The organism is Polaromonas sp. P1_E12 (assembly GCF_056405975.1).
On the sequence record NZ_JBFUBB010000001.1, the window covers coordinates 521,279 to 533,451 of the forward strand.

Below are 12,173 nucleotides of genomic sequence, written 5' to 3' on the forward strand. Positions count from 1 at the left end.
GGAGCCATGGCCTTCGACAACAACCTCTGCGGGTATGACATCGGCGATGGCTACCTTGGTGAATACCATTCGAAAGCTTTCGCGGATCAAAGAAAGAAGATTGAACCCTTCAGTGAAAGAGTGACGCTCGCGGTATCACGTACAGAGATGACACTTGCGATCAAGCTGAAGGGCGGAAGGATCAAGGCGTTTCGCGGAATCCCGTGTGATGGGGAAGATCAGCCTCTCTTTGAAGGTTACGTGGCAGCGCTCGGCTGGTTCATCGTAAGCAGTCATAGCTGGGAGAACCACAAGATCTTCCTCATCGACGAAGAGGTTGGGCGTGTCACCATCCTGCCGGACACGTCGCTACCTGTTGTATCACCAGATGGCAAGCATTTCGCTGTGTTCGGGGACAACTACGCGCATTCGCATAACGAGTTGCAGGTCTGGCGAATTACGGCCACTGGACCAAAGAAGATATGGGCCAATGAACCAGATGATGTACATCATTACTCGGTGGCGTGGAAGTCGAATTCTCATCTGTCCGTTGCGTTTCACCCTGACAGTGAGGATATTTCTGGCAATGCTCCGCCCTTCGCAACACCAAAATCTAAGGTTGTAGTAGATGGCATTCGTATCACATACGCCCGGCGGCCTACAGACGGCTAACTGGTTGCTCGTCGCGGACACGCAGCAGCAGGTTGCCGCTTCGTGGCGCTTGCTGCGTGCTGGACAGCGCCAACGTGAGGACTCAACATGCGCGTGATGCAACTTGTTGGCTTCGGTCTGATGACTTGCTTCTTGGTCACTTCCGTGTTGTTCGGCTTCAGCACGTATGCGACTTATCCGAGCATGTCGGGAACGTCGTTGGTCGAGGTTCGCGGAGCCGCGCATGCAATCGTCCAACTGCCGCCTCCACGTCGAGGCAACTCAGTGGTTTCCTTTGAGGTTGACGGCTACCCCGGCCGATTCTGGACTGATGCAGTCTCCTCCGTGCCGGTTGAGTGGGGACAGCGACCTGTGATACGAGTGTGGATTCCAGAACGTCATTCGTTTTCGCCGCAAGCGGACGGCTCGCGAAAGACCTACGGCCTGTGGATAAATGGAAAGGAACTGGTTTCACCAAGTACACGCTTGGAGGCTGAACGTGAGAATGTCCAAATGGGAAAGTTCTTCCTCAGCGCTCTGGGGATCATTGGTGTGTATTCTGGTTTTCGGTTCGTGACAGTCATGCGAGCACTGCGCAGGCGCTCTGTCGCAATCCCCCGTGAGCCTCATTTGGGGAGGGGGCGTTGAGTCCTAACAAGTCAATCGACACGGACGTCGTCGCGGCGGGCTCCCCCGCCTATGCGCCGCCGGTCATTTCCGACCTTAGATGATGAACACACTCGCCATATGCGTCGTCGTTCTGGTCGTGGCGAACCTTGCCCTCGCTGCATGGGTTGTGCTTTCGCCGGCACTGACTACGACTCAGAAGACCTTTCAATGCCTGATCGTGTGGCTACTGCCTGTCCTTGGAGTAGTCTGCGTTTTGCTTGTGCACTTGGCCGACGCGGAGCCTCGCAGACGCAAAGCGCCTCCGCCGGTTGACGGTTCTGATCCAATGCCAGGAGGTACTCAATGAGCAAGCTGGCTCCTGCGTGCACATCTAACTGGTCAATCGACACGGAGCCACAACAGCAGGAGGCGGCGGCGCCGCAAGTGTTGGTGGTCCGTTCATTTTTACGTTAGGGTTTCATGGAGAAGCATGATGTGTGTCCAGAGTGCGGGAAGTCCTTCGTAGGGCGCGCTCATCGATTGAGGATTACCGTGGCTCGCCTTTTCGGAATGTTGCTTCCAACGAGAGCGGACGAGGTACCTGGGGTAGTCCTATTCGGAGTTCGCTGCCCTGGATGCAACACGATCTTTCAAAGCCGGGAATTGCGCTACTTCGGCTGGCTAGGCTACCCTTCATATCTTGTGCTCTTGTTCGTCCTGTTGGTATCTCTGATGGGGATCGCACTATTCGTATGGAGTCGGTGAAATCGTGGCATTGAAACCTGACAGGTCAGTCAACGCGGACGCCCAAAGGCGTCCTGCTGCTTCGCGGCCACCTTGGGTGGGCGCCGATTATCTTCACGTTAGGAGTCATCAATGAGCACCCTTGTGAATGATTCTTCAGCCTTCGAGGCGCACCAACGACGCATGCTGCTGGAGATCCTGATAACGGTCCGCGATGGCTTCGTCGAAGCTGGAGTGAAGAAGGAGAAGAAGCTGCAGGAGTTGACTGAGAACCTGGCGTTCCATTTGGCATGCATCGTCGATGGGTCGAGGGTGATGAATACTGGCGCGGAATATGTGCATCCCGTACTGGCTTTTACAAAAGGCACAGGTAAGAAGCCAGACTACGCGGAGTTGGTCTACTCTGGTGGTGGCTCCTGGATGCACGAGCTACTTGACGAGGAACTCACAAATGAAGCATTCGAAAAGGATGATTCCTGACACGCCTGCCGAGTGGATCGCCTGTGGCGACCGCTCACATACACGTTAGATTTCACACAATCCTCAGGGGACAACATTGATTCCATTGCACTTTCAGCCATCCATCGAAACAGTAGATGGATATGCCAACGATGCCATTCGGATGACGCAAAAGATCTACGCCGTCGACATTTCCTCCTTTGCCCCATCCACACTGCGCCGAGTCGACTCCGTTCTGGAAGAATGGAAAACCGGCGGTGCCAAGATGGAACAGGTAGCAAAGTCCATCTATGCCTTCGGTTCGTTTGCCGGTGAGGTTTTGCTTAAGGCCAGGCAAGGCGAGTGGTTTAAGCCAGATCAACCCCCAAATGAAGAGGACTTCTTCGACTATCCGTTCCTGGCTGTTCGCCTGATAGGCGGAGCAGTTTGGCGCCCCATTAATCTTGGCTTTCAGATGATGGACTCAGTGCCCAACTCAAGCTATTGGAACTCAATCGTCGATCTTCTTGGAAGAGTACCAGGTGAAGCCTGACCTATCAATCGACACGGACCCACAACAGCAGGAGGCGGCGTCGCCGCGAAGTGTTGTGCGCCGGTTATCTAACGTTAGGCGTCACAAGGCGCATAGCCGAACTGCTTACACCTGGAGACCCTGAATGAGCTATGACTTGCTTGTCTTTGCACCCGCTAAGGCGCCGAATGAACGCGAGGCATTTCTTTCCTGGTGGGAAGAGACATCCGAATGGTCCGAGGATCACAGCTACGACGATCCAAAGGTCTCCACACCAGAACTTCAGGCTTGGTTCCTTGAGATGATCAAGTTGTACCCGGCAATGAACGGCCCCTTCTCTTCGGAAGAGTTTCCAGAGGATGATTCGGCTGTCACCGACTATAGCGTCGGGAAGGAAGCAATCTACGCCGCGTTCGCCTGGTCCAAGGCAGAAGCCGCATATGAGCAGGTCTTTAGCCTTGCAGCCAAGCATCAACTTGGGTTTTTTGATGCAAGCTCAGAAACCGGGGCCGTGTGGCTACCGGACGGGAAAGGTGGGCTGAAGCTTTCTCATCAAGGTGAGTCATCAGACACTGACGACAGTGACGCCTAGCCCTTCCATCGAGAGGATGTGGCCCGGCAAGCCGGGCGCCCCCTCTCATGTCAAACGTTAGACCTCAGAGTCCAAGCTATGCGCGCCCTCGAACTCAAGATCCCACCGCCGCTCGTGGCGCTAATCATTGCGGTCGCCATGTGGATTGCTAGAAATGTTGCGCCGACGCTTGAACTGTCGCCCGCTACTCGCATCGTCGCAGCCGGCGTCGTCGCGGTCATTGGTGGCTACTTCAGCATCGCTGGCACCATTGCGTTTCGGCGAGCCAGGACCACGGTCAATCCTTTGAAGCCGGAGAACGCATCGTCACTCGTCACGTCCGGTGTCTATCGGATCACTCGCAATCCAATGTACGTCGCACTCGCCTTGCTTCTGGTGGCATGGAGTTTCTACTTGTCAGCGCCTGCGCTTCTGGCCGGCTCTGCACTCTTCGTTCTCTATGTCACTCGCTTCCAGATTCAACCCGAAGAGAGGGTACTGCGGCGCATGTTTGGTAACGATTACACGTCGTACACACAGAGGGTGCGAAGGTGGCTGTGAGACCTAACCCTCTTTTAATGCGGACCTGCCTTCCGCGGGCAGCTTAAGTCAAACGTCAGGTCTCAAAGCGTATGCCCTTGAACATTCGAAGCGTAATCTCAGAGGACGAGTATTGGGCTGTGGTTCAACAGCTGAAGGGATCTTCTGATTTCTTCGACGAGCAGGGAGACTCTCATGGCCACATCGACGGTGATCTTCAAGTATCAGTCGAAGCGGTATTAGTCCCACTTGTTGGTCCTTGGGAGAGTTCTGATGTCTGGTTCCACAATCAGGACTTTTACGGCGATGGAGTTCGCTCGCTTATCTTTCGCGCCGGGGAATTCCCTTGGGCCGCCGTGATACGTTTGCAGAACCTTTTGGTTGGCGATGCAGCCCGTTTTTGCATTTCTGTGCACATCTGTGATTCATTGGAGGCACAGGGGAAGTGGGTAGGATCGATCGCCATCTTGAAAGAGGATATCGTTGCAACGACCTATATTTCTGAAATGCTGCGGAGGCACCCGGGTGTTGAGACTTAACTTGCCCGTCAACACAGACGCCCAATGGTGTCCGCTCCCTACGGTCGCACCTGGCATTGGTCGCCGATTACGTTCACGTTAGTGTGTCCATGAGGCCGACGATAGCTGCATCCTGGAAATTTCTGACGCTAGCCGTCTCATTCGGCCCCATGGCGCTCGGCGTATGCGTGCTGCTCCTTCCCCGGTTTCGCTCGTTGCATGGCACAGTTGCCGAATGGATACTCTTGGCCGTACTGCTACTGCTTCCGTTCGTCGGCGCGTTCGGCCTGATCAAATACATGCCGTGCTCACTCAGGGTTCGAATTGCAATCGCCGTGGCTTACGTATTGGCCATGGCCATGCCGGTGCTACTCACAGCCATCTTCATCGGATGTTCATGGGCGGGCACGTGCTTCTAGGTGCATGCTCTAACATGCTGGTCCACACGGACGCCCAAGGGCGTCCGCGCTTACGACTCTCCTGTCCCTTGGTCGCCGGTCATCTCCTACGTTAGGCGTCAATATGCGCTCACCACTCAAAACACCCAAGCCTCTGCGCGACATTCGGTACTTCGAGAGCATCGATCCCCCTCAGTTCGAGCATCCCATGCCGAACTACGCATCGAAGCTCTATGGTTTCCCACGCGCATGTGTAGCTCTTGGCCAGCGCGTCGGGATGAAGTGCGAAGAACTTGGAATGTCTATCGGTCACGCTGATCATCTCTACCTGTGCTTTACACCATCTCTGCCCGATGGGGCAGTCAGTATGACTGAATACGCCACGGAGCATTGGCACCGCTTCGTGCTCTGCGGAATGGATCCAGCGTTCAATTCCCTGCCGGACGAGAGAAAACTGGCTGTAGTTACCGAGGCAACGTTTTCAGCGCTGCGCATGCTTGCGCCAACCGAGACGCCAGCGCTTGAAGTGCTTCGACACTCAGTCGAGTCAGAAGGCGAGGCGCTCAGAGTGTGCCTTAAGGTCAAAGCGACAAAGCAATACCGTGTACGCGTTGAGCAAACGGTCCCCGTGCATCCACAACCCACCGAGGTATTCGTTGAAGTCACAAATCTGAGAACGCAGCGCTCGAAGATGGTTAGAGTTGCAGAGGTGAAGTTCTACGATGATGCTCCAAGCTTGGTCGATCGCATTGCCATCGTTGATCACAAGCTCACGATCCATCCTCGAAAGTCCTTTCGAGCCAGCCTCATTGCCGCGGACTACCAAGTTCCAATTCAACTTGGCCTGGCCGACCTGAGTGGCGCCTAATCCTTCCTTCAAGCGAACGTGCCTGCGGCGGTCCGCTTAAGTCAAACGTTAGACATTAAGAGTAGAGAGCCGGAGCATGAAGCGCATCATGTATATCGAGAACAAATCGGGTGGTTTGAGCGGTTCCGGCCGCATTGGCTGGGTGGAGATGTCGCGCTCGACGCGCTCGTACACGTACGCCGGCAAGCGTTTTCTGAAAACGAAGTCCGGCTACAAATACAACTGCATCGAGGAAGAGACGGGAGCGCGTTACTGGATCTCTGGCCCCAAGAGGAAAGGTGGCGACACGATGTACGGCGGCATTATCGACATTGATGACGATGCCAGGCTTGAGTACTGGGCCAAAGTCCGAGGCCAGCCGGAGTGTATTCATCTAAAGCAAACCAGGTAACCAGACATGTCTGACATTTCGCCTGGCTCGGACACGCAGCAGCAGGATGCTGCTACGCGGCGCTTGCTGTGCGCCGGGAAGCCCGAACGGTAAGCCTCATCAGCGGCGCATCTCTCATCATCAAACAAGCATGACAGCACTTCGCGAAATTCACAGGCACAAAAGTACCTTGCAGTTGGCACGCAAACTCCTCACTGCGGCAATAGTGCTTCAGCTCCCGTTTCTGATCGAGATCGCGCTCAGACAAGCCGATTTACTGCTTCACCTGAACATCCTGGGCAACAGGCAAATGCCGGAAAAGACGTTTTGGTTTTTGAGCCTCACGGCGTCCGCCCTGGCGATCGTCGGGTTCATAATCGTTTGTCGCCAGCTATCGCTATGGGAAGGCGATCTGGAAAACACCGAATTCGTACAGCGAACCCGGCTACTTGGAACCATGAAAATTGCTGCGGGCATCCAACTCTTCTTCTATCTCGTCTTTCTGCTTCCGCTGTTCAGCCTCATTCCAGTAGTTTGGGCCAGGTCGAAAGCCACCGCCGCCATTCAAGACCTTGAGGTCTTGATGCCTGCTCGTCGGCGCTAGGCGGAGGAGCGGTAAGGATGCGTATGCCTTCATGTCGCGCGGATGCGTCATGTGGCCGTTCTGGCCATGCCAGCGGACAAAAATCGGACCCAATACAGGTAAGTTTTCTCGGTGCCAAGGCTATAGTGCAAATACCGAACCCGCTCCCGGACCTGATCCAGCAAGTGGGCAGACTGCAGTGGGGGATTGCGGGGTTTCGCGGAATTTTTATAACAGTATGAATTTCAGAGCATTGCCTTGAAATCCAGCGTGCAAGCAGCTTACCAAAGGTTCTGATGTCCAGATTAGATTGCAAGCGTCAGGTTATGTCGCAGGTTTTACGAAATACATTACGTTAGGCAGTGCAATGGCTGAGTTTCGGCGCATCACCAAGCGAGACAACAAGGCGAAGTTGTCTGAAATGGCAGCCAAGTACGAGGCGTTGCTCTCTGAGGCGCTGGAATTTGCCAAGCGCAAAGCCGAATCGAAGCCACAGGCCGTTCGCGACATTCTCGCCACGGGCACCGTCGAAGGCATTGCATCAAACCTGAACGCCAAGGTGGCTGCGGTGTGCTATCGGGCAGAGCAGTACAGGCGTACGTGGCACAGTCTGACTCCCTGGCAGTATCTTGAGCACACAACCGTCGAAGAACAAGCCGACTCCATGCTCCAGACTGTCGAGGACAACCTCCATATGACGGAAACAAACTCCTGGCCTTCGCCCCCGTCGAATCCCAAACGGACCAGGGCAACTCCGTGAGCGGCGCGGCGCTGCCTAACCTCTCCGTCAAGGGGACGTCCCGCAAGCGGGCCGCTCCTTACGTCAAAGGGTAGGCAAATGCAAACAATCTTGAGTGTTGCGTTCGGCTTCATGGCGGTGTTAGCTGCCACGGCGATTACGGTGTTGGCAGGTTCCCCGTCCGCTGGACACCCGGCTCAGTACGCCGCAGCATTTATAGTCGCGGGGGTGATGCTGTCCGTGCCATTTGCCCTTGTATCCCTTTGGCTCGCGTTGGCTGACCGAGGCATCGAACGTGGCGAGAGGCTACGGATTCTGGGGATCACGCTTTTGGTGATCGGGGCGGCCCGGTGGCTCGGAATCCTCGTGGCGATCGGCCCCGTGTTTGCGGAAGGAAGTCTTCTGCTCATGGCACTTGGCGGGGCCTTTCATATTCGGAGCAAGCAGCTAACCAAAGGGACGGGCAATGCATAACATGGCAGTCGACACGGACGTCCTCGAGGCACGCTGTCGCGCGCATATGGTCTGCCGATCACTTCTACGTTAGGCCGCAGCAAACTCCCTGGCCCCTCAGCACAGATGACATCCCAAAAAAAGCATGCCTAGTTTTACCATTGCCGGTCGCCTGGGCCCTGCACTCTTAGGCGGAGCCCTCGTTGCTCTGCTCGGTTGGGTGTCCTTCGGATCACTCCTGCCAGGTGCTGCGGCGCCTGTTGGCGCCTGGATGCTCGGTGCCGCCGTAGCGTTTGGCGCGCCGAGTGCATCCAAGGCATGGCGTAGGGTTCTGCTCCTGGCAGGGCTGCTCTCATTTGTGGCGGCTTGGGCAATGTGGGTTGCGGTTTTAGGCGGAACGCAGGGTGCCGTTCAGGCCACACGCGCCGAAAACGCGCCAGGCTTCGGCCTTCTTGTCCTGGTTGGCGCCGTGTTGTTATTGTTCCTTGGACCTCCATTCTTCATCTTGCTCGGTCTGGGACTCATGGTACTTGCCCACTTTGTGGGCCGGGAGCCACCACGCCGCAAGGGAAAAAAGCCAAGCCTCGCAGATGAAACAGGCGACTAACTCTTCCATCGAGAGAACGGCACAGGGGCTTCACCCTTGTGCCGCCTCTCATGTCCAACGTTAAGACGCATGGCAACCTCAAACACCGCTGGATACTCTGGAACGCCGCTTTCCAGGAAGCTTGGCATCAAAGAGGCGCATCGAGTGCTGCTCATCGCAGCACCTGAGGAGTACGAAAGTCTGTTGGCCCCACTTCCACCAGCCGTGCAGTTTGTGAGCCAGCCCGATTCAAAGGTAGATATCGCTCACGCCTTTGTCACGCAGCGAGAAGAACTGGCAAAGACTCTGAGTGTCTTGCGCAAGAAGCTGAAACCCGACGCAGCGCTGTGGGTCTCCTGGCCAAAAAAATCAGCCAAGGTACCGACCACCATCACAGAAGACACTATCCGCGAGTTGGCGCTGCCACTTGGCTTCGTAGATATCAAGGTCTGCGCCGTCACGGAAGTCTGGTCGGGACTCAAATTGGTGGTTCGCAAGGAGCTTCGCTGAGAATGCGGCCTAACCCTTCCATCAAGACAAACGTTAGGTGCCGCTCATGGTAGCCACCAGGCTCCTGCTGATCTTTGCGCTTCTCTGCACCTCAGCCCTGCCTGTATCTGCTGAATACACGCCAACGGGACGGAAGGCCATCTCCGTAATCTCGGCCGATTTTCCGCATCTGGATTTCATCTGGACAAGCGCCGAAGGCGATCTGGACGGTGACGGAATCGCTGATCTGGCTTTAGTGGCCACTGGGCAGAGAGGTGGAAATCCACAGCGCGAGGAGCGCCTTTTCATTCTCAAGGGAAATCCGGATGGAAGCTATGGAGTCCTTTCCGCGTCTGACGAGTTTTGTCGCGTGAGCAAGTTCTATAACATCGATATAAAAAAGAATTCTGTGTTTGTGCAGGCGGTCGAGTATGCGGACGCCGCTCGCGCGTCGAGTTACACCATGCAGTTTCGATACAACGCGAGTCTCAAAGACCTTGAATTCGTCGGCGAAGAGACTCTTGACGAGAACTATAACGATGGGTCTTACTACAGGGTCAGCAACAATTACTTGACGAAAACTGCCATTCATTCACGCCACGCGGGCAAGAGGCACAAGGACGTCAACGTTCGCCTCAACAGCTTTCCGATACTCAGATTGCAAGGCTTTGACTGTTCGAACCGTGGCTCGTCTGATTCGGTCGTCCACATTGACGAAAACTTCAAGGTGCGATCCCGATGAAGAGCAAGACAGCTAACAAATCGACCCAGTGGCGACGATCTGCGGCCGCGTCTGGCCTCCACCGTTAGACTCCATTTCACATATGCCATCACCAGTCATCGTCGCGCTCGACTTCGAATCCTCGGCTGAGGCGTTGGCATTGGTCAATCGGCTCGGTCCCGAAGCCGATCACTACAAGGTCGGCCTTCAGCTGCTCACAGAGGCTGGACCGCAGGTAGTTCGAGAGCTGGTGTCGGCAGGCAAACAGGTCTTCCTCGATCTCAAGCTTCACGAGATACCCAACTCCGTAGCCAGTGCCGTCAAAGCCGCTGGCAAGCTTGGGGTTTCAATGGTCACGGTCCATGCGTCGGCGGGTTCGGCCGTTCTGCGAGCGGCTGCCAGTGCTGCCGAGCCATACTCCAATCTAAAAGTTCTTGGCCTTACGGTCATCACAAGCCTTTCTGACGCCGAGCTCCCAGAGATCGGTCTTGCATCATCAGTCAAAGACCAGGTTTTCCGCCTCGCTTCGCTGGCTTGCAAGTCAGGCTGCCACGGTATCGTGGCCTCCGCCCAGGAGGCCGCCTACTTGTGTGATTCCTTGCCTGCCGGGGTACTCATCGTCTGCCCCGGCATTCAGCTTTCCCAGCCGGCAGCCACAGACCAGGTGCGCATCTCCACTCCTGCTGCGGCGGCCAGGGCAGGCGCCACTCACATCGTCATCGGCCGCGCCATAGCAGGTGCTTCGGAGCCACTGGCAGCGTACCGGACAGCAGTCGAGTCGTTTAGCAATGGCGTCTAACCCCTCAATCAACCAGACGTACCCCGGCAAGCCGGCATCTTGTCTTTCGGCGTCGTCGTGGCTACATTCTTGTTTGAATCGCATATGAAGTCGCGATACGCTACGCCACATAACATATCAACCGGCGCGGAGCCACAACAGCAGGATGTGGTTCCGCCGCATTTGTTGGTGGTCCGATCATTTTTACGTTAGGCCTAAGGAGCCACCGATGTTTCGAATCTTAGGTAGCCGAGTCGTCGCGATCTGTCTTGTTGTGTTTGGCATCTTTTTTATGTATGCCGGTCACAAGAACGCCACCAAGTTTTCGGCATTGCGCGATCACGGCAAGACGACCAAGGCCGAGGTAACCAGGCTGGAGTGGAAGGAGAAGAAGAATACCCATGCTGACAGCCTTTACACAGCGCATGTTCGCTTCACTACGGAGGATGGTCGCGAAATTCGGACTGAAGTCGGCGTTGCTGCGGAGCTTGGCCGTGCCTTGCGCAGCAACTCTGTCCCATCCACCATGACGGTTCGCTATCTACCTGAAGCACCCAGCACGCTTCAAGACATCAACCAGGACGACTCCTCTGATGCCCAGAAGGGCGTTGGTCGCTATATGTTGCTTGGGGGACTGGCCATGTTGGTCATCCGCTTCTTCTTTTCAGGCCGTGCGAAATGATGCCAAGCCCTTTCTTCAAGCGGACCCGCCTGCGGCGGTCCGGTTAAGTCAACCGTTAGACCGCACCTCAATGTTTCGCTCTGCCACCATCGCTGAAGTCGCCGACCTTTTGGAAGACGGCCTTCGCGGGTTGCATCCGGAGCATCGGGCAGCTTTAGAGAAGGCATGCATAGCTCCGCGTGAGCTGTCGGTCGCGGATTCACCGGGTGAGTATGTCGTTGCCGTCGCTGCCTTTGGCGATAAGCTGCTGTACTGGTCCGACGTAGAGGAAGGGTGGGAGCTCGAACGCCCAGACGACGAGGGCGGCATTGCGTCGCGTGGCTGCAACCAGTTTGAGCTAGCTCATGTCATGTATCAAACGCTGGGAGATCCCAATGCGGTCTAACTGGTCGGTCAACGCGGATTCGCAACTTCAAAAGACGGCTCCGCTGCAAATGTTGCGGTCCGGTCACCCTCTACGTTAGGCATCACGTGACGGCCGCCGAGGACATTTATTACGATCTGGCGCCCGAAGAGGCGCGGGAACGGCTGCACGAACTCGCCGGAGATGGGGACCACGAGGCCGAGTTCTATCTTGGTCACTTGGCGGACGAGAGCTCGCCCAGGAACCCGGTCGAAGCGCTGGTCTGGTACAAGAAAGCTGCCGCCGGCGGCCTGCTGGAGGCAAAGCACTGGGTTGCGAGCTTCACCTATCACGGCATGGGCACAAGTCAGGACGTCTTGGCTGCCGTCCGCCTTCTCCGTGAATGTGCAGAGGCGGGGCTGGATTCATCCCAGTGGAAACTCGGCCAGCATCTTCTGCAGTTCCCGGAGAACACAACCGAGGCTCTCCGGTGGTTGACGGCGGCGGCAAGCCAGGGGCACACGGGGGCAATCGAGTTGTTGGCTGAAGCCGGTCAACTTCAACGTTAGGCGTCACTTGAA

17 protein-coding genes are annotated in these 12,173 nt (G+C 56.0%); all 17 read left to right on the top strand.

The annotated features are described in order from the left end of the window. Positions 1-6 precede the first annotated feature (6 nt). The 17 genes from AC1D13_RS02555 to AC1D13_RS02635 all read left to right on the top strand — a co-directional run bounded on the left by AC1D13_RS02555 (position 7) and on the right by AC1D13_RS02635 (position 12,161). Positions 7-651, top strand: coding sequence for a hypothetical protein (locus tag AC1D13_RS02555; RefSeq protein ID WP_457279028.1), 645 nt, complete (start codon positions 7-9; stop codon positions 649-651). Between the two features lie 1,464 nt (positions 652-2,115). After that, the gene (locus AC1D13_RS02560) at positions 2,116-2,463 is read left to right on the top strand and encodes a hypothetical protein (protein ID WP_457279027.1); all 348 of its coding nucleotides are present in this window, start codon (positions 2,116-2,118) and stop codon (positions 2,461-2,463) included. A 76-nt stretch (positions 2,464-2,539) separates the two neighbouring features. Continuing rightward, positions 2,540-2,974, top strand: a complete 435-nt coding sequence (locus tag AC1D13_RS02565) for a hypothetical protein (RefSeq protein ID WP_457279026.1) — start codon at positions 2,540-2,542, stop codon at positions 2,972-2,974. Positions 2,975-3,098: 124 nt separating this feature from the next. Further along, positions 3,099-3,545, top strand: coding sequence for a hypothetical protein (locus tag AC1D13_RS02570; protein ID WP_457279025.1), 447 nt, complete (start codon positions 3,099-3,101; stop codon positions 3,543-3,545). A 78-nt stretch (positions 3,546-3,623) separates the two neighbouring features. Beyond that, positions 3,624-4,085 carry a methyltransferase family protein gene (locus AC1D13_RS02575; RefSeq protein WP_457279024.1) on the top strand — a complete coding sequence of 154 codons (462 nt, stop codon included), beginning with the start codon at positions 3,624-3,626 and terminating at the stop codon, positions 4,083-4,085. Between the two features lie 77 nt (positions 4,086-4,162). Beyond that, a complete protein-coding gene (locus AC1D13_RS02580; RefSeq protein ID WP_477667526.1) occupies positions 4,163-4,603 on the top strand; it encodes a hypothetical protein in 441 nt (146 codons plus the stop codon). A gap of 501 nt (positions 4,604-5,104) precedes the next feature. Then, positions 5,105-5,848: a hypothetical protein gene (locus tag AC1D13_RS02585; RefSeq protein WP_457279022.1), complete on the top strand. Its 744-nt coding sequence runs from the start codon at positions 5,105-5,107 to the stop codon at positions 5,846-5,848. Positions 5,849-5,924: 76 nt separating this feature from the next. Further along, a complete protein-coding gene (locus tag AC1D13_RS02590) occupies positions 5,925-6,239 on the top strand; it encodes a 1-deoxy-D-xylulose-5-phosphate synthase (RefSeq protein WP_457279021.1) in 315 nt (104 codons plus the stop codon). Positions 6,240-6,369: 130 nt separating this feature from the next. After that, complete coding sequence (locus tag AC1D13_RS02595; protein ID WP_457279020.1) at positions 6,370-6,822, top strand: hypothetical protein; 453 nt, start codon at positions 6,370-6,372, stop codon at positions 6,820-6,822. A 346-nt stretch (positions 6,823-7,168) separates the two neighbouring features. Beyond that, complete coding sequence (locus tag AC1D13_RS02600; protein ID WP_457279019.1) at positions 7,169-7,561, top strand: hypothetical protein; 393 nt, start codon at positions 7,169-7,171, stop codon at positions 7,559-7,561. A 78-nt stretch (positions 7,562-7,639) separates the two neighbouring features. Beyond that, a complete protein-coding gene (locus AC1D13_RS02605; RefSeq protein ID WP_457279018.1) occupies positions 7,640-8,014 on the top strand; it encodes a hypothetical protein in 375 nt (124 codons plus the stop codon). A gap of 655 nt (positions 8,015-8,669) precedes the next feature. Continuing rightward, on the top strand, positions 8,670-9,089 hold the full coding sequence (locus AC1D13_RS02610) for a DUF3052 domain-containing protein (RefSeq protein WP_457279017.1): 420 nt from the start codon (positions 8,670-8,672) through the stop codon (positions 9,087-9,089). A gap of 46 nt (positions 9,090-9,135) precedes the next feature. Further along, complete coding sequence (locus tag AC1D13_RS02615; RefSeq protein WP_477688884.1) at positions 9,136-9,810, top strand: hypothetical protein; 675 nt, start codon at positions 9,136-9,138, stop codon at positions 9,808-9,810. 82 nt (positions 9,811-9,892) lie between these two features. After that, positions 9,893-10,588 (top strand): orotidine-5'-phosphate decarboxylase, encoded by a 696-nt coding sequence (gene pyrF / locus AC1D13_RS02620; protein ID WP_457279015.1) that lies wholly within the window; start codon positions 9,893-9,895, stop codon positions 10,586-10,588. 208 nt (positions 10,589-10,796) lie between these two features. Continuing rightward, complete coding sequence (locus tag AC1D13_RS02625; RefSeq protein ID WP_457279014.1) at positions 10,797-11,249, top strand: DUF3592 domain-containing protein; 453 nt, start codon at positions 10,797-10,799, stop codon at positions 11,247-11,249. Positions 11,250-11,319: 70 nt separating this feature from the next. Then, complete coding sequence (locus tag AC1D13_RS02630) at positions 11,320-11,634, top strand: hypothetical protein (RefSeq protein ID WP_477667523.1); 315 nt, start codon at positions 11,320-11,322, stop codon at positions 11,632-11,634. An 86-nt stretch (positions 11,635-11,720) separates the two neighbouring features. Then, positions 11,721-12,161, top strand: coding sequence for a tetratricopeptide repeat protein (locus tag AC1D13_RS02635; RefSeq protein WP_477667522.1), 441 nt, complete (start codon positions 11,721-11,723; stop codon positions 12,159-12,161). The last annotated feature ends 12 nt before the right edge of the window (positions 12,162-12,173 follow it).

Bases quoted from the DNA above. Each gene is read 5' to 3' on its own strand.
- AC1D13_RS02555 (WP_457279028.1), top strand. From the start codon at position 7: ATGGCCTTCGACAACAACCTCTGCGGGTATGACATCGGCGATGGCTAC.
- AC1D13_RS02560 (WP_457279027.1), top strand. From the start codon at position 2,116: ATGAGCACCCTTGTGAATGATTCTTCAGCCTTCGAGGCGCACCAACGA.
- AC1D13_RS02570 (WP_457279025.1), top strand. From the start codon at position 3,099: ATGAGCTATGACTTGCTTGTCTTTGCACCCGCTAAGGCGCCGAATGAA.
- AC1D13_RS02575 (WP_457279024.1), top strand. From the start codon at position 3,624: ATGCGCGCCCTCGAACTCAAGATCCCACCGCCGCTCGTGGCGCTAATC.
- AC1D13_RS02585 (WP_457279022.1), top strand. From the start codon at position 5,105: ATGCGCTCACCACTCAAAACACCCAAGCCTCTGCGCGACATTCGGTAC.
- AC1D13_RS02590 (WP_457279021.1), top strand. From the start codon at position 5,925: ATGAAGCGCATCATGTATATCGAGAACAAATCGGGTGGTTTGAGCGGT.
- AC1D13_RS02595 (WP_457279020.1), top strand. From the start codon at position 6,370: ATGACAGCACTTCGCGAAATTCACAGGCACAAAAGTACCTTGCAGTTG.
- AC1D13_RS02600 (WP_457279019.1), top strand. From the start codon at position 7,169: ATGGCTGAGTTTCGGCGCATCACCAAGCGAGACAACAAGGCGAAGTTG.
- AC1D13_RS02605 (WP_457279018.1), top strand. From the start codon at position 7,640: ATGCAAACAATCTTGAGTGTTGCGTTCGGCTTCATGGCGGTGTTAGCT.
- AC1D13_RS02610 (WP_457279017.1), top strand. From the start codon at position 8,670: ATGGCAACCTCAAACACCGCTGGATACTCTGGAACGCCGCTTTCCAGG.
- AC1D13_RS02615 (WP_477688884.1), top strand. From the start codon at position 9,136: ATGGTAGCCACCAGGCTCCTGCTGATCTTTGCGCTTCTCTGCACCTCA.
- pyrF (WP_457279015.1), top strand. From the start codon at position 9,893: ATGCCATCACCAGTCATCGTCGCGCTCGACTTCGAATCCTCGGCTGAG.
- AC1D13_RS02625 (WP_457279014.1), top strand. From the start codon at position 10,797: ATGTTTCGAATCTTAGGTAGCCGAGTCGTCGCGATCTGTCTTGTTGTG.
- AC1D13_RS02630 (WP_477667523.1), top strand. From the start codon at position 11,320: ATGTTTCGCTCTGCCACCATCGCTGAAGTCGCCGACCTTTTGGAAGAC.